The 21,076-nt window shown below is 54.0% G+C and carries 18 protein-coding genes and 1 pseudogene; 5 read left to right on the top strand and 14 right to left on the bottom strand.

From position 1 onward, the window contains the following. Positions 1–8: 8 nt before the first annotated feature. From ACR0L9_RS04670 to ACR0L9_RS04660, 3 genes are all read left to right on the top strand, one after another. On the top strand, positions 9–839 hold the full coding sequence (locus tag ACR0L9_RS04670; protein ID WP_480895004.1) for a class I SAM-dependent methyltransferase: 831 nt from the start codon (positions 9–11) through the stop codon (positions 837–839). A gap of 117 nt (positions 840–956) precedes the next feature. Then, positions 957–1,316 carry a group I truncated hemoglobin gene (locus ACR0L9_RS04665; protein ID WP_170396214.1) on the top strand — a complete coding sequence of 120 codons (360 nt, stop codon included), beginning with the start codon at positions 957–959 and terminating at the stop codon, positions 1,314–1,316. Between the two features lie 3 nt (positions 1,317–1,319). Beyond that, a complete protein-coding gene (locus ACR0L9_RS04660; protein ID WP_170396212.1) occupies positions 1,320–2,342 on the top strand; it encodes an adenylate/guanylate cyclase domain-containing protein in 1,023 nt (340 codons plus the stop codon). Between the two features lie 123 nt (positions 2,343–2,465). On the opposite strand, the pseudogene ACR0L9_RS04655 reads toward ACR0L9_RS04660, so the two are convergent. From ACR0L9_RS04655 to xylF, 5 genes and pseudogenes are all read right to left on the bottom strand, one after another. Continuing rightward, positions 2,466–2,816: pseudogene (locus tag ACR0L9_RS04655) on the bottom strand (DDE-type integrase/transposase/recombinase); the annotation flags it as partial. A 91-nt stretch (positions 2,817–2,907) separates the two neighbouring features. Next, complete coding sequence (xylA, locus tag ACR0L9_RS04650; protein ID WP_170512772.1) at positions 2,908–4,215, bottom strand: xylose isomerase; 1,308 nt, start codon at positions 4,213–4,215, stop codon at positions 2,908–2,910. Between the two features lie 9 nt (positions 4,216–4,224). Beyond that, positions 4,225–5,028: an ATP-binding cassette domain-containing protein gene (locus tag ACR0L9_RS04645; protein WP_170403439.1), complete on the bottom strand. Its 804-nt coding sequence runs from the start codon at positions 5,026–5,028 to the stop codon at positions 4,225–4,227. After that, positions 5,028–6,326 (bottom strand): sugar ABC transporter permease, encoded by a 1,299-nt coding sequence (locus ACR0L9_RS04640; protein ID WP_170396208.1) that lies wholly within the window; start codon positions 6,324–6,326, stop codon positions 5,028–5,030. The genes ACR0L9_RS04645 and ACR0L9_RS04640 overlap by 1 nt, the downstream gene beginning before the upstream one ends. Positions 6,327–6,389: 63 nt before the next feature. Further along, the gene (xylF, locus tag ACR0L9_RS04635; protein WP_170512769.1) at positions 6,390–7,409 is read right to left on the bottom strand and encodes a D-xylose ABC transporter substrate-binding protein; all 1,020 of its coding nucleotides are present in this window, start codon (positions 7,407–7,409) and stop codon (positions 6,390–6,392) included. Between the two features lie 151 nt (positions 7,410–7,560). Between xylF and ACR0L9_RS04630 the strand changes: the two genes are divergently transcribed. Next, on the top strand, positions 7,561–8,778 hold the full coding sequence (locus ACR0L9_RS04630; protein ID WP_480895002.1) for an ROK family protein: 1,218 nt from the start codon (positions 7,561–7,563) through the stop codon (positions 8,776–8,778). After that, positions 8,768–10,276: a CRTAC1 family protein gene (locus ACR0L9_RS04625; RefSeq protein ID WP_480895000.1), complete on the top strand. Its 1,509-nt coding sequence runs from the start codon at positions 8,768–8,770 to the stop codon at positions 10,274–10,276. Before ACR0L9_RS04630 ends, ACR0L9_RS04625 begins: the two co-directional genes overlap by 11 nt. Here ACR0L9_RS04625 and ACR0L9_RS04620 read toward each other — a convergent pair whose 3' ends face one another. The 9 genes from ACR0L9_RS04620 to ACR0L9_RS04580 all read right to left on the bottom strand — a co-directional run bounded on the left by ACR0L9_RS04620 (position 10,277) and on the right by ACR0L9_RS04580 (position 21,075). Beyond that, a complete protein-coding gene (locus ACR0L9_RS04620) occupies positions 10,277–11,575 on the bottom strand; it encodes a cytochrome-c peroxidase (protein WP_480894998.1) in 1,299 nt (432 codons plus the stop codon). Further along, on the bottom strand, positions 11,565–12,512 hold the full coding sequence (locus ACR0L9_RS04615; RefSeq protein WP_170511823.1) for an aldose epimerase family protein: 948 nt from the start codon (positions 12,510–12,512) through the stop codon (positions 11,565–11,567). Before ACR0L9_RS04615 ends, ACR0L9_RS04620 begins: the two co-directional genes overlap by 11 nt. 8 nt (positions 12,513–12,520) lie before the next feature. Next, the gene (xylB, locus tag ACR0L9_RS04610) at positions 12,521–13,978 is read right to left on the bottom strand and encodes a xylulokinase (RefSeq protein WP_480771561.1); all 1,458 of its coding nucleotides are present in this window, start codon (positions 13,976–13,978) and stop codon (positions 12,521–12,523) included. Positions 13,979–14,054: 76 nt separating this feature from the next. After that, on the bottom strand, positions 14,055–15,209 hold the full coding sequence (locus ACR0L9_RS04605) for a Gfo/Idh/MocA family protein (RefSeq protein ID WP_170403456.1): 1,155 nt from the start codon (positions 15,207–15,209) through the stop codon (positions 14,055–14,057). Next, complete coding sequence (locus ACR0L9_RS04600) at positions 15,209–16,264, bottom strand: sugar phosphate isomerase/epimerase family protein (RefSeq protein ID WP_480894996.1); 1,056 nt, start codon at positions 16,262–16,264, stop codon at positions 15,209–15,211. The genes ACR0L9_RS04605 and ACR0L9_RS04600 overlap by 1 nt, the downstream gene beginning before the upstream one ends. Positions 16,265–16,292: 28 nt before the next feature. Further along, complete coding sequence (locus ACR0L9_RS04595; protein ID WP_170511815.1) at positions 16,293–17,321, bottom strand: LacI family DNA-binding transcriptional regulator; 1,029 nt, start codon at positions 17,319–17,321, stop codon at positions 16,293–16,295. Between the two features lie 37 nt (positions 17,322–17,358). Then, positions 17,359–18,981, bottom strand: a complete 1,623-nt coding sequence (locus tag ACR0L9_RS04590; RefSeq protein ID WP_170511813.1) for a dihydroxyacetone kinase subunit DhaK — start codon at positions 18,979–18,981, stop codon at positions 17,359–17,361. Between the two features lie 11 nt (positions 18,982–18,992). After that, positions 18,993–19,985, bottom strand: a complete 993-nt coding sequence (locus ACR0L9_RS04585; RefSeq protein WP_170663763.1) for an ABC transporter ATP-binding protein — start codon at positions 19,983–19,985, stop codon at positions 18,993–18,995. Next, the gene (locus tag ACR0L9_RS04580) at positions 19,978–21,075 is read right to left on the bottom strand and encodes an ABC transporter ATP-binding protein (RefSeq protein ID WP_480894993.1); all 1,098 of its coding nucleotides are present in this window, start codon (positions 21,073–21,075) and stop codon (positions 19,978–19,980) included. Before ACR0L9_RS04580 ends, ACR0L9_RS04585 begins: the two co-directional genes overlap by 8 nt. Between the last annotated feature and the right edge of the window lies 1 nt (position 21,076).

The following is a 21,076-nucleotide window of genomic DNA, read 5'->3' as shown; positions in this document are numbered from 1 at the left end:
GCAATATCATGGGTATTCAAACATCGATCAATGCAGCCACAGACTTTGCGGCCATCAAAGCAAAGCAAAACGTCGCCTGGGGCTCCGGCGACTACAGCAAAGTGGGTGTCACCCTTCAAATTACGGGAGAAGAACTGGCTGAAACCATGGATATGATGCCTGGTTCCAAGGTACTGGATGTTGCCGCCGGGAATGGTAATGCCACCCTGGCCTTCGCCCGGCGCTTTTGTGATGTTACATCGACCGACTATGTAGAAGCCCTACTGGACGCCAGCAGCCAGCGCGCCAAAGCGGAAGGTCTGTTCGTGACCTACAAGGTTGCCGACGCCGAAAACCTGCCTTTCGATGATCAATCCTGCGACGCGGTGGTTTCGACGTTCGGCGTGATGTTCACACCGAACCAACAACAATCAGCAGCAGAGCTGCAACGGGTCGTCAAACGCGGCGGCAAGATTGGTCTGGCCAACTGGACGCCGGACAGCTTCATCGGCCTTCTGTTCAAAACGATCGGTAAACATGTTCCTCCGCCTGCTGGCGTAAGCTCTCCGGCTATGTGGGGCAGCCGGGACTGGATTGAAGAAGCCTTCGGATCGTACAGCACCATCGTTTCATTCCGACGCAAGAACTTCATGTTCCGCTACCGTTCAGCCGAACACTTCCTAGAGTATTTTCGGACGTTCTATGGCCCGATGCAAAAGGCCTTCGATGCACTGGACGCATCGGGACAAGAGGCGCTGCAGCGCGATATCATGGCGCTGATCGAGAAGTTCGATATCTCAGGCAATGACACACTTTGCATCTCATCCGAGTACGCTGAAATTGTCATGCAGCGCGGCTGAGATCGTGAATCACTGGCTCATCGTTCTTTGACCCAACCGTCAAAGAACGATGAAGATCACCCGGTGTAGTCGATCCACCATTTTCTTGGTATTAGTTTGTTTAAGGGGGATTTTGTTATGGCCGAGCGCACACTTTATGAAAAATACGGTGGGTTTTCACAGATCAGCAAGATCGTGTTCTCGTTCTATGACATCCTGCTGGACAACGACGAGGTTGGCCCCTTCTTCGACAACGTGGATATGAGCCGCATGGTCGACCATCAGACCAAGTTCATAGCGTCGCTCCTTGGTGGTCCGGCCTCCTACACCGACAATCAACTGCGCCAGTTACACTCTCATCTCGAAATTACCGATGACCATTTCGACGAATTGGAGGTCGTGCTCCGTGACGCTTTGCAAAGACACGGCGTGGATGCCGAGGACATCGATATCGTTGTCGCGGAATTCAGTAAACGTCGTCCCTTGATTGTTGGATAAATCATGACCATCGAAGCCATCAATGAACAGCTCCTTCGCGCGATTGGTGTGGGCGTTGCCCTACTGGACCGTCAATCGCTGAAGTTTGGGTTCCGCAATGATACGTTTGACGAGTGGTTCAGTGCCGATGGCCCTTCAGACCAATTGCAGCAGCTCTTTCCTGATCTGGATATCGACACAGTGCAAACAAGCCTGTCCGGCACCGGGCGACATACATCAGAAATCACCTTCAAAAAGAAACGCCGCACACTAGTGATCGCACTCGATTTCACGGTCGCGCACGACGATGTGCTGGTTCTGGTATGTCAGAACATCACCCGTATCAAAGAGCTGGAGTCCATGATCGACTCCTATTCGATGATGGTGGAACGGAACACGCGCGAGTTGAAGCGGGAAAAGGAGCAGGTTGAAAAACTGCTGCTAAATCTGATGCCCCGGTCGGTCTACGAAGAGTACAAGACTTTCGGCGTGGTTACGCCACAACTCTATGATCCCGTCTCCGTCCTGATGCTCGATTTCGTTGGGTTCACGGATATGGTCGCCTCGCAGGACCCAAGCGTCACCGTCACTGAACTGAACGATATTTACAGCGCGTTTGATCGCATTGGTGAGCAATTCGGTTGCGAACGGATCAAGACGATCGGAGACGCATATATCACCGTTGCTGGTCTGCCCGATCCGACTCCGGATCACGCCAAGGCAATCGCAAACACAGCCATTCGTTTCGTACGCTATTTGACCCGCCGAAACCTGAGCCATCCGCATCAGTGGCGGTGCAGAATTGGACTGGCCACGGGATCGGTAGTCGGGTCGGTCGTTGGCATCCAGAAGTATGTGTACGATATCTTTGGTCCGGCTGTGAATCTGGCCTCCAGACTTCAGGAATTCTCTGACCCGATGCAGATTTCAGTCCAGGACGAAGTCGCGCAGGTCCTCAAAGATCAGTTTGACCTTGAGAATGTCGGCGCGCGAACAATCCGTGGGTTTGGAGAGCAAGACATCTGGCGCTTGTCCGACGATAGCTAAGCGTCAATGCCCGCTGTAATCCTTTGTTCGCACTAAATGGTGACTGATCACTGCAGTGAATACAGTAGGCTGTTTACCCAGTCCCAAAACCACTGATCTTGATCCCGAAATAAGCGGCTACTCGTTTGGGCGTTTGGTGACAACGGTTTCCAGCACCTCGCCTTCGTGATCAACAACCCGCCAGAGGCAATGTCTCTTGCCATTCACCTCCACAAAATCTCGTCGGCGTGCCACTTCCATATCGAGAGTGCGCGCAGTTGTTGCATCCGCATTCTTCGGATCTCAGAGGCAAACATCGGACCGAACCTGTCCCAACAGTAGCAGTCGGTTTCTTGACTCAGGTCGATGCCTCGCTCGTGCAACAGATCTACGGCATTCCGAAGCGAGAGCGGGAATCGGATGTACAGCATCACGGTCAAGCGGATGATCTCAGAACCGGTTGTTATAGTATTTGAAAGATGCAGGTCTGGTCATGGGCAAAAGCTACGCAACACCCCTACCCCGCCCAAGCAAAGCTCTTCTGACAAGATTCTTTTGACAGTTCCCCAATTGCAGTTTTCCTTGGTCACACAAACCTGTTCACATAATTCTCCAGAATCTCCTGACGCCCAGATTGTGGTTTCGGGTTGGTATTTTCCTGCAGAACCCGGGCAGAAATCTCTTCCAGACTGCTACCCAACATAGAAACTGCTTTCGGCGTGTTCCAACCGGAATACCGTTCCGTCAGCGCGTCCTCCAAGCCACCGTCTTCAATCATAGCAGCCGCAGCTTTCAAGCCTCGTGCACAAATGTCCATTCCGCCGACATGGGCTGCAACAAGATCTTTTGCATCAAGCGATTGCCGACGAATTTTGGCGTCAAAATTTGTGCCCCCAGTTGTAAAGCCACCAGCTTTCAGGATGTAGTAATATGCCAAAGCAACCTCTGGCGTGTTATTCGGGAACTGGTCCGTATCCCACCCGGATTGGTAATCGTTTCGGTTCATGTCGATCGAGCCAAGCATCCCTTCGGCAGCGGCAACCGCAATTTCATGCTCGAAACTGTGTCCGGCCAGGATCGCATGCCCCTGCTCCAGGTTCAACTTGACCTCGTCCTCCAACCCGTACTTCCTGAGAAATCCAATACAAGTCGCGGCGTCGTAGTCGTATTGGTGTTTGGACGGCTCCTGAGGCTTGGGCTCCACGAGAATAGTTCCTTTGAACCCAATCTTGTGTTTGTATTCAACGACCATGTTCAAAAAACGGCCCATGTGGTCCAATTCGGATTTCAAATCCGTGTTCAATAGGGTTTCATAGCCTTCTCGGCCACCCCATAGAACGTAGTTTTCTCCGCCGAGCTTATGGGTCGCATCCATGCAGGATTTCACTGTCGCAGCTGCAAACGCAAAAACGTCGGGATCAGGATTGGTACTGGCACCAGACATCCAGCGACGATGGCTGAACATATTGGCCGTGCCCCAAAGCAGCTTGGTGCCAGACACCTGCATCTTTTCACCGATATAATCGGTGATATCTTCCAATGTGCGCAGGTTATCGGCAAAATTTCCCTGTTCGGGCCGGATGTCAGCGTCGTGCCAGCAAAAGAATGGCTGCCCCAAAAGCTCAAACAATTCGAACGCAATATCTGCCTTCTGACGGGCCCGGTCCATATCGTCCTGAGGATACCATGGGCGTTCGAACGTAGGTCCACCAAAGGGGTCTCCGCCCTCCCACGCGAATGAATGCCACCAGGCCACAGCAAACCGCAGATGGTCCTCCATACGCTTGCCCATAATGATTTCATCCGGGTCGTAGTGACGAAAGGCCAACGGGTTCTTGCTGTCCACGCCTTCAAACTGGACCTTCTCGATCCCTTCAAAAAATCCACTTGGCATTTCTGCCCCCTACTCTGCTTTTTGTGCTGGCTGCTTGCCGAGAATGATCATCGACAAAAGATCGTCGTCAGTCACGTCTGAGATATCGACCGTCCCAACCAGTTTTCCGTTCTTCATGACCGATGCGCGGTCGCACAGTTCCATGACGGCATGCACGTCGTGATCGATCAGAAATATCCCGATGCCTTGCGCCTTTAGCTGGTGGATCAGATCCGCCACCATCTGAGTTTCATGCGGCCCAAGCGCTGCTGTGGGTTCATCCATGATCAGGATACGGGCGTTGAAATAGACCGCGCGCGCGATCGCCACTGACTGTCTTTGCCCACCCGATAAGGCGGAGACCGGGTCATTGAACTTCTGAAAGTTTGGGTTGAGCTGCGCCATGATCTTTCGGCACTCGGCCTCCATGGCTGCGTCGTTGACCAACCCAAACGGCGTCGTCATCTCGCGCCCAAGAAAAAGGTTCGAGGTCGCGTCCAGATTGTCGGCCAAGGCGAGCGTCTGATATATCGTTTCGATATTGTTCGCCCGGGCGTCACGGGGATTGCCAATCTCGACCGGCTTGCCATCGATCAGAATCTCGCCGTGGTCCATCTGATAGGCGCCGGACAATACCTTGATCAACGTGGACTTTCCGGCCCCGTTGTGGCCAAGCAGGCCAACGACTTCACCCGGATAGAGATCGACCGACACATGGTCGACGGCCTTGATCCCACCGAAGGAAATCGAGATGTCGCGCATCTCGACCAATGGCGGCGCGCCTGAACCGCGCCCAGTGCCAGAAGGTTTTTTCTGCGTATCCTGAGCTTGCATCACTTTGCCCCCAGTCGCTTGCGGTAAACGATGTCGATATAGACGGCCAACACGAGGACGCTGCCGACGACGATGTTCTGAAACGGCGCGTCAACGCCAACCATTGCCATGCCCGATTGCAGCGCCTGCATGATCAATGCACCCAAGATCGCGCCATAGATGGTGCCGATGCCGCCCGACAATGCGGTTCCTCCAATCACTGCAGCTGCTATGACCCGAAGTTCGTCGAGCGTACCAATGTCGTTCGAATGGTTCGCCAAGCGAGCCGAGGCGACCACCGCGGACACCGCGCACAAGAAACCCATCAAAGCAAAGATTTTCACGGTCAGCAGCCGAGTGTTGATACCCGAAAGCTCTGCCGCATCCGGGTTGCCGCCAGTGGCAAAGATGTACCGACCAAACCGGGTTTTTCGCGCCACAATTGTCAGCGTGACAGCCACGATGATTAGGATGAGTACAGAAATCGGTATGCCGTATCCTACAACTAGCCCCTCTGGCATTGTCTCTCCGCGCGCTTCGAACATACGTTGCAGCCGCCGCGTTGGTATGGCGTAACTGTTTACGATGTAAACGTACCCAAGGATGGCGATTGCGATTATCCCGGCCAGAGTGGCTTCGGCCCAGACAGGTTTGACGGGGAATCCATGTGCCGCCTTTGCGCGACGACTGCTCCACAAAGCCCAGATCGCGATTGCGGTAGCAAACAAGCCGAACAGCCAGCTTGTCGTCGTTCCCAATGTCCCGTTGGTCCCGCCAAACATTAGGAATGTACTATCCAAAGGACCAATCGTCTGACCGCTGGTCAAATACCACGCCACATTTCTCCAAACCAGAAATCCACCAAGCGTGACGATGAAGGCTGGTATCGTCAGGTATCCGACCATCCAGCCATGAAACGCACCAATCAGCGTGCCGACAAACAGCCCGACAACAATGGTGATCGCCCAGGTTGCTGGATTGTTCAAACCCATACCAAGTACTTGTGGCAAAAGCTCGGTTTGCGTCATTGCCATCACAGCCGAGGTAGTTGCCAGCAGCGCTCCTACCGACAAGTCGATGTGTCGCGTGACGATAATGAACACCATCCCACATGCCATAATGGCGACCGAAACTGTCTGGATGGACAGGTTGAATAGATTGCGCGGCGTCAGGAACCTTCCATCTGTGAAGATGTTGAACCCGATGCACAGGATGACAAACGCGCCGATCATTCCCAAAAGCCGCATATCCAGTTCCAGTTGCTGGAACAGGCTGGGTTTCGCTTTTTCAGGTACCGGCTGAGACGAAGTTTCGGTCATTTCCGATCTTTCATATTCAGCATTTGCCCCAGGCCCGGACTAAAGGGCCCAGGGCTGAGTGGTTTAGTTACAAGGGGCAGGTCCGTTTTCAACGCCTTGGCAAAGATCTTCCAGCGGGATCCATCCGGCATCAACAACCACGGACAAGTTGTCCTTAGTGATTGGAACAGGCGCTAGGAAAACCGAGTTCATCTCGGTCCCACCCGGTGATGTCCAGCTAACTGCGCCTTCGACATCCGCAGGGCTTGTCCCTCCGCTCAATGCGACAGCGATTTCGCCAGCGGCCTTTCCAAGTTCGCGAGCATCCTTCCAAACTGAAACCGTCTGCGTTCCAAGTGCGACACGATTCAACGCTGCGTGGTCGCCATCCTGACCTGACACTGGAATGCCTTCCATACCCTGTGCTGTTAGGGCCGCAACAACACCGCCTGCAGTACCGTCATTCGACGCAACGACTGCATCCACGTTGTTCTCGTTCGCGGTCAGGATTTGTTCCATGTTCCGCTGCGCGTTCGCGGGCAACCAACCATCTGTGTAGGCTTCACCAACAATTACAATGTCACCGCTGTCGACGGCTGCTCCGATGATCTCTTGCTGACCACCGCGCAGGAAATCTGCGTTCGGATCAGTAGGAGAGCCTTTGATCATCACGTAGTTGCCTTTGGGCATGGCCTCAAAGACAGCCCGAGCCTGCATTCTGCCGACTTCCACGTTGTCGAAGGTCAGATAAAATGCTCGGTCGTCCTCGATCAGACGGTCATAGGCTATCACAGGAATACCTTCGTCCGCCGCGGCCTGAACCGCAGGACCAATGGCCTGCGCGTCCTGCGCTAGGATGATAAGCGCGTCCACACCTTGCGCAATCAGGCTTTCGATATCCGAAAGCTGTTTGGCCGAGGATGATTGCGCATCGGCCGAGATATACTCGGCACCGCCGGCTTCTAGCGCCGATTTGATCGCGGCTTCGTCTGTCTTCCAGCGCTCTTCCTGAAAGTTGGACCAGCTTACGCCGACTACCGGCTCTGCGAACGCAGTCGAGGCCAGCAGCGTGGCTACAGCTGAGAAGCTGAGAATTTTTTTCATGATTTCCTCCCATATGCAGAGCCATCTCAACTCGATTCGCGGCTCTTACAGTTTTAAATAACACATTTATTTCAGTCGGTAAAATATTTAGTCTATAAGACACACCAAAATTCAAATAGATTGAACCAAAGGTAAGATTCGCGAGGGCAAGATGCTGAAAAGCAAATCGTCTGTAGTTTCTTTGGACCAACGAAACGCGACCCGCCTGCGGGTGTTGGAACAGATCAGAAGCAATGGATCCGTATCGCGGATTGATATCGCATCCGCCTTGGAGACCAGTCCTGCCACGATCACTTCAGCGACGGCTGATCTGATCTCGGCAGGGCTGATTAAGGAAACCGAAGGCGAAGCTCAGTCAAAGTCTGGAAAAAGAGGGCGGCCCAGAGTTTTGCTGCAATTGGATGGCCAATCCATCCTTGTTGCGGGCCTGAAGATTGCTCGTCAGGTGATCTCGGTCATTTTGGTGGATTTTGAAGGCAACGAGGTGACGTCGCACAACGTCCCGCTTGAAGACGCCCGAATGTCGCCGACGAACCTTATATCGACTATTCGCGAAGCCCTTGAAGATACGTGCCAACGGGTCGGTCTTTCAATCGGACACTTGGCTGGCGTTTCAATCGGATTGGCCGGGCAGATTGATGCGGCAAAGAACTTTGTCCACTGGTCATCCTCGGTAACTGAAAGAAACATTGACTTCAGCCCTTTACTTGCGAAAGAACTACCCTGCCCTGCATTCGTGGAAAACGACGCGAACCTTGTCGCAAAGGCTGAACAGCTTTCTGGGCTAGGCAACGGGTTGAAGAATTTCCTTGTCGTCACGATTGAACATGGTGTTGGGCTTGGCATCGTTCTGGACGGCCGACTTTATCGCGGGGAAAGAGGGTGCGGGGCCGAATTTGGGCATACTAAGGTGCAACTCGATGGCGCATTATGCCAATGTGGACAACGGGGGTGTCTGGAAGCCTATGTGGGGGACTACGCCCTGATCCGGGAAATGACTGTCACAGGTCACGCCGATAATATGCAAACGGTCTCGGATATCCACGCTCGCGCCAATTCCGGTGATGATAGAGCCGCCTCGGTTCTAGCGCGTGCAGGACAGATGTTCGGGCTTGGAATATCCAATCTGATTAATCTGTTCGATCCCCAGTGCATTATTGTATCGGGCGCGCAAATGAGTTTTGAACACCTTTGCTCAGCCGAAGTTATGACGCGCATTCGAAATGGTGTTGTGAATGTCGACGCACCCTTGCCTGAAATCAAAGTGCATCACTGGGGTGATCTGATGTGGGCCAAAGGTGCGGCCGCCTATGGGATCGAACAAGTCTCGATCCTGAAGGTGAAGGAGCTTGCGGCGAATGCGTCCTGAACTTGCGGCATTACTCTTTCTTGCCACGGCTGCCGAAGCGGGCACTCAACCGCAATTCAAAGTAATAGATGTACCTGCACATATCTACGACGGCGGTTGGGAGCATTTTGTGGGTGGTGGCGTAGCAGTTTTCGACTGTGACGGCGACACGTTTCCCGAATTGTTCGTCGCGGGCGGATCCAATCGATCTCAGCTGTTCAAAAACACCTCTCAGGGCGAGATTTCTTTTCGGATTGAAACGCCGGATCCACTGTTCTTGACGGGAGTAACCGGTGCTTACCCATTAGACATTAACGGCGATGGCTTGACTGACCTGGCCATTTTGCGCGTTGGCGAAGATGTGCTGCTTCAAGGGCAGTCGGATTGTCAGTTCCGTCCCTTCGATAACATCGAGTTCCAATCCGAAGATCACTGGACCACAGGGTTTTCAGCGACTTGGGAAGAAGGCCAGTCTATGCCGACTCTGGCGTTTGGAACTTACGTGGATCGCTTCGATCCAGAAGGTCCGTTTGAATCCTGCGGGCCAACCCTGCTCTATCGCCCGAACGGGAACAGTTATGGCCAACCCCAGCATCTGAAACCGGGATATTGCTCGCTTTCCATTTTGTTTTCAGACTGGGCGCGAACCGGACGTGCTGACCTCCGTATCAGCAACGACCGCCACTATTATGTTCGTGGTGGGCAAGAGCAACTATGGGCCATGGAGCCAGAGCCCCGATTGTATTCGCCCGAAGACGGATGGCTGCCCTATTCGATCTGGGGCATGGGAATTGCCTCTCGCGATCTGACCGGAGACGGCTTTCCTGAGGTTTACTTGACTTCGATGGGTGACCAAAAACTCCAAATTTTTGACCCCGATACCGGCGGCCCGACGTGGCGCGATGCAACTTATGAAAAAGGCACGACTGCCCACAGGCCGCATGTCGGCAATGACGGAAGGCCGTCGACCGGTTGGCACGCGCAGTTTGGAGACGTCAACAATGACGGCAGAGACGACATCTTCGTCGCCAAAGGCAATGTCGAGCAAATGCCCGATGCAGCACTGAACGACCCGAACAACCTTTTGGTTCAGGATTCGGAAGGTCAGTTTATGGAAGCTTCGGGAGAGGCAGGTGTTGCGTCGATAGCGAAGTCTCGCGGCGCAGCGCTTGCGGATCTGAACAACGATGGGCGGCTCGATCTGGTGGTCGTAAACCGTGGATCAAAACTTGAGGTCAACCAGAATATGTCAGCAGGTGGCAATTGGCTGTTGGTAGAAGTTACTCAGGACAAATTCAATTGGGCAGCGGTAGGCGGATTTGTCGAGGTTCGAACCAGGCGGGGCTTACAGACCCGCGAAATAACCATTGGCGGCGGACATTTAGGAGGCACGGCTGGCTATCACCATTTCGGCTTGGGGGCTGAAACTCAAGTACAGTTACGGGTAATATGGCCGGACGGAGAAGTCGGTGCGTGGCAGGAGGTCGTGCCGAACCAGATCGTTGAAATGCATAGGTGACTATTGATCTACCGGCAGACCGCTTGGAACATAGGCAGGAACGCCCAACCTCTGCGCAGGGTCTTCAAGACTTGCCAGAAAGCTCAATAACGCGTCGACCTCATTATCTGTTAGAACAACCTTCGGTAAACTATTGCTTTTGGCTATGGCATCTAGATGTTGCTGATCCAGCAGCGGAGTTTCGTCTTCAGAACCCGGAAAATCTGGCAAATAAGCCATTTCAGTAGTGTAGCTTCGCAAAGAAGAAACCGAGTCCAGATGGTGGCGTACGATATCCTCAAGCCGTGCAAATGCTCCATTGTGCCCGTAAGGAGCGGTCAGCGTCACATTGCGGAGCGATGGCGTACGAAAGGCAAACGCGTCCTCGGGGTTACCCGTGACGCGAAGACGACCATCATCTCTGACATGGTTCTCAAATCGAGCGGCCTTTCCGGGCCCGATTTGCGGAAGGGCGATCGAATGAAACTTGTGATCTGTTTGGAGCCATCCCACGTGGCATGCGCTACACCCCGCCTCTCCATAAAACAGGTTCATGCCACGTTCGGCGTCTTCGGATAGTGTGCCCTCGCCTCGCATCGCGCGATCAAAAGGACTGTTATCTGCGCGCCATTCGAACGCGATGAAATCTGCGATCACATTTGCTATGGCCGTAAAAGATATCTCACCACCCGGCGTAATGGCTTCAAACCGCTGCTTGTATTCTGGGATAGCGGCAACACGTGCTGCAATCAGATCCCACGCGCCGCCTTGCTGTGTCAAAAGCCCGAGTCGAACTGCCTTGCTGACGTCATTTTCCGAGTAATGACCAGCCATTTCGTCTGGTGAAAGAACCGGGAACATCGCCTGCGCCGCTAATGCCGATTGGAAACCGGACCGCATATGTGTCCCCAAAGGTGTTCTAATCCCGTTGGGTTGTGATGGATCGGCCTCGAGGCGCCCATCATGAAAAAACGTCGTAAACTCTGTCGCACCAAGATTCCAAAGCGCCGGTGAATTACGGGGGATGCGTTGCTCCGGCGTATTCTGGGGATCCAGCCTGCGTTCAGCAGCCAGGCCAATCCCGCCTTCCCCGATCCCTAACGAAAGGCCGTCCGAAGTGCCAAACCTCGGGTGATGGCAGGTCGCGCAACTGATGTTCTTGTTGCCGGACAAAATCGGGTCGTAGAATAGCAACTGTCCTAGTTCAACTCGGTCGAAATCAGGTTCTAGGAAAGTTGGGGGTGGCCCAAGCTCCTGAGCGTTGGCGCCATTGCCGGCAATCAAAAAGCCAATGGTGGAAATGACTAACCTAGCTCTCATTGCCATCTTCCGAAATCTCGAGCGTGAGCACCTGCCTGTACGGTTTCTCGTAGGTGCATATGATCGAAGGAAACGAGGATATGTTGGGCGCATTCGGATATCCAGAGGGTTCGATGCACAAACCAGCCGAACCGCTTAGCGGCTTCGCCAATTGGGCACCCGAATAGACCTGTACACCGGGTTGGTCAGAATAAGCGGTCAGAGAAAGACCGGACGGTGCGGTGAACTTCGCGACCGGACCAGTTGGATCGCGATTCAGGTCAAAGCAGAAATAGTGGTCGATGGCCTTTGGAACATGCCCGATCGATCTGGGCGCAGAGAAATCAAGTTCGCCGTTCTTGGTCGAACACATCGCACCGGACGGAACTCCTTGTTCGTCTAGTTCCAAGTAGCGGACAGAAGCCAGTTCCAGCTTGTGTGCGTCGACACCTTTTGAGCTGCCCAACGAATAATAGTTATGCTGCGTTAGGCTGATCGGCGTAGGACGGTCAGGATAACCTTTTAATATATAGGTCAACCGTGGGTACCGCAGCGTGACGCTGACCTCGAACCGGACATTCGCAGGAAAACCGCTTTCCCCGTCGTGTGAAAGGTAGTGCAATACCACTTCGTTCGGTGCGGTCTGTCTAAGGTTCCAGAATTGTTTGGAAAGCCCCTCAGCCCCGCCATGCAGAGTATTCTTACCCTCATTGGCGCTAAGCCCAAAACGTGTGCCTGCCAACTCGAACCGCGCGCCGCCGATCCGGTTCGCAACACGACCTACAACTGCGCCCACATAACTTGTATCGAGTAAGTACTTGATTGGATCATCAAACCCCAAAATAAGCGGTATATCCTTGAACCACCAACTTTGAGTGATTGCCCCGTAGTTCAGTACCGATGCCCGCATATCGCCATCGGTCAGCATAACCGTCTCGACCCGAGAAGAATATTCCATTGCAGGCGTCATCCTGCCGCCAAGGGCGCCAGCGCCATGTAATACTGTCGATATCGCCCATATTCCCTTTCATAGTGTTCGGCCAGATCGTTACGTGGATCGATAACTTCCTGAATTTTGGGTGGTGTCATGATGTCCCCAAGGTTTGCGTTGTTGGCCGCGCAGATAGCGAGGCGCGCTGCGCCCATCGCCGCTCCGAAATCACTGCCTTTTGGCAAGCCCAACGGCACTTGCAAAACGGTCGCCATTGTTTCCAACCAGAACCTGGATCGTGCGCCTCCTCCAACAGCCATCAAGTTGGTCGGTACGGTTCCTGTGCTTTTTAAGGCTTCAAGACAGTCACGCATCGCGAAGGCAACGCCTTCCATCACAGATTGTGTCAGTTCAGCGGGGCCCGACGCGACATCTACGCCTAAGAAAGCTGCTCGGATACGGCTGTTGTTATGCGGCGTTCGCTCGCCTGAAAGATACGGTAGGAACGCAATCGAGGAGGGTCCGGTTATACTGTCGGGTACCATCGACGCCAGTTTTTCCACAGATTGACTTAGATTGCGAGACAACCAATTCATACTGTTTGTTGCCGAGAGTATGACCCCCATTTGTATCCACATTTCGGGAACAGCGTGGCAAAAGCAATGTACTGCAGTTTCAGGTGCCGGAGCATATGCATCCCGAGCAACAAGAAGAACTCCGGACGTTCCCAAAGATACAAAACCCGCGCCGTCCCGAATGCTCCCGATGCCACACGCGGCGGCCGCATTGTCACCTGCGCCACCTGCCACAACGACAGGATTGGAAAGCCCCCACGCCCGCCGCAGCTCAGTTTTCAACTCACCAGCCGGTTCGTTCCCTTCGACAAGACGCGGCATCTGCGAGGCATGCATGTGACCCAAACCCAAAGCCGTTTCCGACCATTGACGATTGTCTACGTCCAACCATGATGTGCCGGCACTGTCTGACATGTCCGATATGTACTCACCCGTCAGCCAAAACCGCAGATAGTCTTTAGGCAATAGAACCTTGGCTGTTTTTGAGAACACCTCGGGCTCGTGCGATCGCACCCATTCCAGTTTCGGGGCCGTGAAGCCAGGAAAAACGATGTTTCCTGATATGGTGCGCATCTGTGGAATCTGGTCGAGTGTACTTGCCTCGTCCGCCGAGCGTGTATCATTCCATAGAATGCAGGGCCTAAGAACCCTTCCACTGGCATCCAATAAAGTGGCACCATGCATGTGTCCGCTCAGACCAATGCCGCGAAGTTTTGCGAATGCCGGTTCGTTGTCCGCACGGAGATTCGCGACGACTTCTAAGCAAGCGCTAATCCAATCTGACGGATTTTGCTCGGACCAGCCGGGTTTTGGCGTCGATGTAGAAATGCCAGCTTCTGCGTCGCTGACGACGAGACCGGATTCATCGATCAGAATGCCTCTGAGTCCCGACGTTCCCAAATCCAATCCAAGATACATTCGGCGCCATCCTTTGAGTTTTATTTTAGTTGATAAAATTAATCATGGAAGACGCAGTGTCAAGGTGACTGTCGCGCTACTCCAACTTTACCCAAGCCGCATTTCTTGCAGAACTTTGCACGCAAGCTGCAACGAACCTGACACCATTCAATCCATCCTGAACAGTGGGATAGATCACCGATGGATCAGCTGAATTGCCACTTCGAAACGCTGTTATGGCGTCCGCAGCTTCACTATAGACATTTGCAAAACCTTCCAGATACCCTTCCGGATGGCCCGGAGGCACCCTGCTCAGACGGTTGGCGGCGTCCCCGGCTCCGGCCCCATTGCGGGTGATCAGTCGTTTTGGCTCACCATAGGGCGTAAACCAAAGATAGTTTGGATCTTCCTGCGCCCACTCGATCCCACCTTTTTCACCATAGACACGCAATCGCAGTGCGTTTTCGTTGCCGGGGGCAACTTGGGACGACCACAGCATCCCGCGCGCGCCACCGTCGAACCGCAGCAGGACATGTGCGTTATCGTCGACCCTGCGCCCCGGCACAAAGGCCTGCAAGTCAGCCGCAAGGCTTTCCGCCTTCAAGCCTGTCACAAAGCAGGCGATATTGTAGGCGTGGGTTCCGATGTCACCCGTCGATCCCCCTGCTCCGGAACGCTCAGGATCGGTTCGCCATTCGGCTTGCTTAAAGTCTTGCTGCTCGGTCAACCAGTCCTGCGGATATTCAACCTGAACCACGCGGATATTGCCAATCTCTCCGTTGGCGACCATCTCACGCGCCTGCCTGACCATTGGATAACCGGTGTAGTTATGGGTTAGAATGAACAGCGCGCCTGAACTCTCCGCCGCCTTCACGAGCTTCTTGGCATCCGCAAGGGTCGAAGTGAGGGGCTTGTCGCAAATCACGTGAATACCGCGCTTCAAGAACTCTCGCGCTGCGGCGTAATGAACGTGATTAGGCGTGACGATCGAGACTGCTTCGATCCCCGATTTCAAACGCGCTTCTCTGATCGCCATCTGCTTAAAGTCGTCATAGACCCGTTCGAGCCCCAACGCTTCTCCGCTTTCTCGAGATTTTTCTGGCGTTGAAGACAAGGCACCTGCGACCAACTCGAACTTGTCATCCAAGCGCGCCGCAATTCGATGCACACCTCCTATGAAAGCATCAGTGCCGCCACCAACCATGCCAAGGCGAATGCGGCCTGATTTTACTTCACTGCGTCCAGTTACCATCAGTCTATCCCCAGCATTTTTCGATTGGCCGCCATATCGCTGCCGCCATCCGCAAAGTCGTCGAATGCTTTCTCTGTGACACGGATAATGTGGTCAGAAACGAATTGCGCACCTTCGCGCGCTCCGTCTTCTGGGTGTTTCAAGCAGCACTCCCACTCGACCACGGCCCAGCCGTCAAAATCGTTTGCAGCCATTTTCGAAAAAACGGCTCCAAAGTCGACCTGACCATCACCAAGCGAGCGGAAACGCCCTGCCCGGTTAACCCAGCTTTGATAACCAGAATAGACGCCCTGCCGACCGGTCGGGTTGAACTCGGCGTCTTTGACATGGAACATCCGGATTCGGTCTTTGTAGATGTCGATATTATCAAGGTAGTCGAGACACTGCAGAACGTAATGCGACGGGTCGTACAGCATACAAGCCCGAGCATGATTGCCCGCCCGTTCGAGGAACATTTCATAGGTCACGCCATCATGCAGATCCTCGCCTGGATGGATTTCATAACAAACATCGACTCCGCAGTCTTCTGCGTGATCCAGGATCGGGACCCAACGGCTGGCAAGCTCATCAAATGCTGTTTCGACAAGGCCAGCAGGACGTTGCGGCCAAGGGTAAACATAAGGCCATGCGAGCGCGCCAGAGAATGTCGCGTGCGCTGATATCCCTAAATTTTTGGAAGCTGACAGCGCCTTCTTAACCTGATCAACGGCCCACTCCTGCCGGGCTTTTGGGTTTCCCCTGACGCTTTCGGCAGCAAAGCCGTCGAATGCTGCGTCGTATGCGGGATGCACGGCAACAAGTTGGCCCTGAAGATGCGTGGACAACTCCGTCACTTCCACGCCGTTCTCTTTGGCCTTGCCCTTGAATTCATCGCAGTAATCCGTGCTTGAGGCAGCGGTTTCAAGATCAAACAACCGGCCGTCCCAACTGGGCACCTGAACGCCTCTGTACCCACAATCCGCCGCCCATTTGGTAATGGTGTCCCACGAGTTGAAAGGCGCTTCATCTCCGGCGAACTGTGCCAGAAACAACGCTGGGCCTTTAATCGTTTCCATAATGTCTCCTCCCCAAAAACCGATGCCTCTATGGCGGTAAATTTTCCTTCAGATAGATATCGATGCGAATACGTTCTTGTGCCTTGTTGAACGGAACCTTGTCTGATGTTGCGCGCAACAGACGGACCGCGGATCGGACCAAGTGACCTGAATCCTGCGAGATTAACGCATCAAATGTTCCACGGCTTAGTGCGTCACGGCTGAGCGGCGTGAGTTCATGGGCTATGATCACCAGATCTTTGCTGATTTTGCTGTCGGACAGAAACTGGATCAAACCGGCGTTGCCAGCAGCGGAAGAATAGATACCGACAAGATCTGGATAGGTCTCAAAAATCTCGGGCATCATCTTGTAAATCAGCTCAGGGTCATCGCGACCTTCGACCGACGCCACAACTTCGAGATGCGGAAAATCTTCGGCAATCACCAGATCGAAACCCTGCCGTCGTTCCAAATGATCCCGTGCCAAGCGCGAGCCTGTCAAGACCAACAACTTTCCCTTGCGATGCACAAAGCGCCCCATCAACTGTGCCGCAGTCCGACCAGCCGACACGTTGTCAACTCCGACGAAGTGGTCGCGCTCCGAGCTGGGCAGGTCAGACACCAACGCGACGACTGGAACGCCTTTGTCCCGGGCCCGTTTCACCGCATCACGTACCGACGGTGTTTCCGGACCGAAGACGGCGACGCCATCGACTTCCCGAATGTCCAAGGCGTCTAGGATTTCGACAATTTCCTGGGGATCAAATGGAGCGACACGTTGGATTTTCATACGAGTCCGCTCGATGAACTGATCGCGCGACTGTTCTACGATTTGCTTGCTAAGCGCTTCGACAAACTCGTTGTCACTATCGGGCAGCACAAACAAGAAGTTATAGACACGCTTTCTCGCAAGGTTGGCTGCAGCGGTGTCGCGGACATAGCCAAGCTCATTAATTGCCTGTTGAACCTTTTGTACAGTCACTGCACGAACGCCCGGCCGTCTGTTCAGGACACGATCAACGGTTGCCAGACTGACACCCGCAACACGCGCAATGTCATTCACAGTTGGTTTGTTCACCAATTCTAGTTTGTGTTTTTGCTCTTTCACGTGTCGTTCAGCCTTTAATCTCCTGCGCCAACCCCTCGAACAGCAAGGCGACGGCTTCAGCGCCAGGGTCGTTGTTTCCCATCAGGTTTTCCTCGGGAACATAAGCGGCCCGACCGGCCTTGGCACGGTGAATATTTGCAGTGCTGTCCGCGCCTTCGCGCGCTGCATGTGCAGCTTGGACCAATCCCAAAGGCAGAGCGTCCAAAGCGGGTGCCAACGCGTCGATCATTGTCCTGTCGCCGACCTTCGCGCCCCCAACCTGGCTGACGCGGTTCAAACCTTCCGCCAAAGACTTCGGGATCGACGCGCCACTGGCGCAGGCGTCTCCTGCTGCATTGAAAAAGATGGCAAGAATGACCCCTGAAGAACCACCCATTGTTTGGCTGAGTTCGTTGCCCAAAGCCGGAAAAAGTTGCGTCAGGTCCGCAAGTGGCATTCGGTCCAGACTACCCTGCAGAGCCCTGGCCGCAGTTGCCAATGTGCTGCCGGTATCTCCATCGCCGGACTTGGCATCTAACTCATTCAGGTCCTTCTCAGCATTTATCATCAATTCGGACAATCGCGTGATCGTTTCCTTCGTCGCGGGATTGTTGGATGGAATAGGATCAATCGGTGTCAAGCCATCAGGCAAAGGCGCGACTTGAATTGGATCAATAGAATTGACGCCTGGCCATGCCACGAGAGCGACCGGAGCTTCAAGCGCCGACAGTTCGCCTTCGCTCACGGGCAAGACAGAAACAGAGAATCCGTGCATGTCCAGAGATGTCATCATTGGCGAAGGACCGATAATGTGACGCGCCATCCCTGTTTCGGATAACGCGTGCGTCAACACGGACATTTCCAGTGGGGTTGTAGACCCGAGGTTGTTAACCAACGCAACACATTCCCCCGAGCTAATCCGTTGTTTTAACTTTCCTACGACGGTGGACATAGCCGTGACCGCGTTGGCAAAATCCACCTGCTCGACACCCGGTTCGCCATGGATTCCCAAGCCCAACTCGGCTTTGCCCGGTGCAATCCTGTCCTCTTTCGGAGATCCCGGAACGGTGCAGGTATCGAGGCTCATCCCGATACTGACCACTTTACCGATGACGCTTTTTGCAGCCTTGGTCACTGTGTCCAGGTCAGCGCCATCTTCCGCAAGCGCGCCTGCAATTTTGTGTACGAACAAGGTCCCGGCCACACCACGCGGCTGCGGCAGATCCGGCAAGGCGATGTCATCATCGACTACCACCATCTCAACCTTGCGCCCCAAGGCGCGGGCGCGTTCCGCCGCAAGCCCAAAGTTCAACCGATCACCAGTGTAATTTTTCACAATTAGCAAACACCCCGCCTCACCGGTCACGGCCAGAATGCCCGCAAGAACCGCCTCAACTGAAGGCGATGCAAACACCTCTCCACACACAGCCGCAGTCAGCATGCCAGCCCCGACAAACCCAGCATGAGCAGGTTCGTGACCAGACCCGCCACCAGACACCAATGCCACCTTGGATTTGTCCCAATCAGAGCGGTAAACCACCTTGATATGCGGGTAGCCGTCCAATCGGGTCAATGCGCCGCCAGAAGCGGCCAAAAGACCGTCAATCGCCTCTGTTACAAGGGTTTCTTTGGTGTTGAGGAACTGGGCCATGCTTTTGCTCCTTAAGTCACGCGTGCGCCAGAGGCGTCAAAATACAATGGGTTGTGCGGGCTTATTTTTATCGTTTGCCCAGCGGGGTAATCCTGATGAACATCGATCAAGGTCACGACCGAGTGGCCGTTCAAATCCAGATGCAATCGCGTTTGGTCACCCAGATGTTCGGCCCGGATGACACGAGCATCACTGCCCTCGCCTTCCACGATATGCTCGGGACGTAAGCCAATCTGAGGGCCTTTATGGTTCCCGCCAAACAAGTGAGATGGCAGAATATTGATCCGCGGCAATCCCAAACGGCTGGCGACATAGACGCTGCGCGGGTTTTCATAGATGTCCCGAGGCGTGCCGTACTGAACCAATCTGCCCTCTTCCAGCACGCCGATATGCGTTGCCATGGTCATCGCTTCAACCTGGTCGTGGGTCACGTACAGAAGCGTGGACCCCAAATCCGCCTGAATTCTCTTCAACTCAACTCGTAAGTCCGCACGCAGCTTTGCATCTAACGAACTAAGCGGCTCGTCCATCAAAAAAATCTGTGGATTGCGCACCAGCGCTCGCCCAATCGACACCCGTTGCATTTCGCCGCCGGACAGTTCGGTAGCTTTGTTGTCCAGCTTATGCGGGATTTGCAGTATCTCTGCGACTTCATTCACTTTCTTTGTGATTTCGTCTTCTGGTGTCTTTAGGATCGGAGATCGTAGCGGAAAAGACAGGTTTTCGCGCACCGTCATATGCGGGTAAAGTGAGTACTGCTGGAAAACCATCGCAACATCACGTTGAGCGGGTGTTTCAAACCCCACATCCCGACCAGCTATGTGAATTGAGCCGGAATCGAGTTTTTCAAGCCCGGAAATCAACCTTAGTGTAGTCGTCTTTCCGGCGCCAGTCGGGCCCAGCAGCACGACAAAAGCGCCGTCGGGGATCGTAACCGAGATATCATCGACTGCCTTCAGGCTGCCGAAGGACTTTGAGATGCTTTCCAGAACGACTTCAGCCATGACCCAATACCTCATCGTTCAGAACCGACCTGAGAGCTTTGCCCGTGGACTCTTTGAACAGCGTGATGGTCGGAGACCTAAACTCCAGACCCACAGTTTCGCCGGGATTTACCGTCTCGCGCGCATCAATACGGGCTTTCAGCTCTCCATTCGGACTCTGTAGCGTTACGATTTGAGTTGTCCCAAGGTATTCTGCCGCCAGAACTTTGGCCCTATAGTCGCTTGTGTCGGACAGAAACACGTGCTCGGGGCGAACACCAAACACCAGATCTCCCTCTGCCCCTTCCATCAGTTTGGGAACAGCCTCATCGTGTCCGTTCAACCGGACCAACTCAGAGCCGGGTGCGACCTTGCCCCGAAACGGCAAAAAATTCATTGACGGAGACCCAATGAAGTCTGCGACGAACATTGTCGAGGGCTTGTCGTAGATTTCCTGAGGCGTGCCAAACTGCTCTATTTCGGCGTTGTTCATCACGACGATCTTGTCGCCCATCTGCATGGCTTCCAGCTGATCGTGCGTGACATACACCGTGGTCGCACCCATGCGATCATGAAGTGCACGCAGTTCCTCAGCCATATGCTCGCGAAACTCAGCATCCAATGCGCCTAGAGGCTCGTCCATCATGAATGCTTTGGGTTCACGCACAATCGCGCGTCCAAGCGCGACGCGCTGTCTGTCCCCACCAGAAAGCCCGCCGACAGGGTTGTCCAGAATGTCTGTTATCCCCAGAATTTCGGAAACTTCTTCCACTTTGGCTTTAACAGCTGAGCGCGGCATCCCCTGCGATATCAGGGGGTAGCTGATATTTTTGCGCACGTTCATGTGGGGATACAGCGCAAACATCTGGAACACGAATGCAATGTCTCGCTCTGATGGGGGTCGCTGGCTGATCTCTTCGCGGTCTAGGTAGATTTCACCCGACGTTGGAAGTTCCAAGCCTGCGATCATCCTCAGCGTCGTTGTTTTGCCGCAGCCCGATGGACCAAGCAGCATGAAGAATTCACCATCTTCAATCGTGAACGAGCTTTCCCGCACAGCGGTGAAATCGCCGAACATCTTCTTTACGTTTTTGACAACGATCTGGGCCATT

This window comes from Ruegeria sp. I3 (assembly GCF_056532525.1).
The sequence above is the reverse complement of the archived record's forward strand: the minus strand, read 5'-3'. Positions and strand labels throughout refer to the sequence as shown.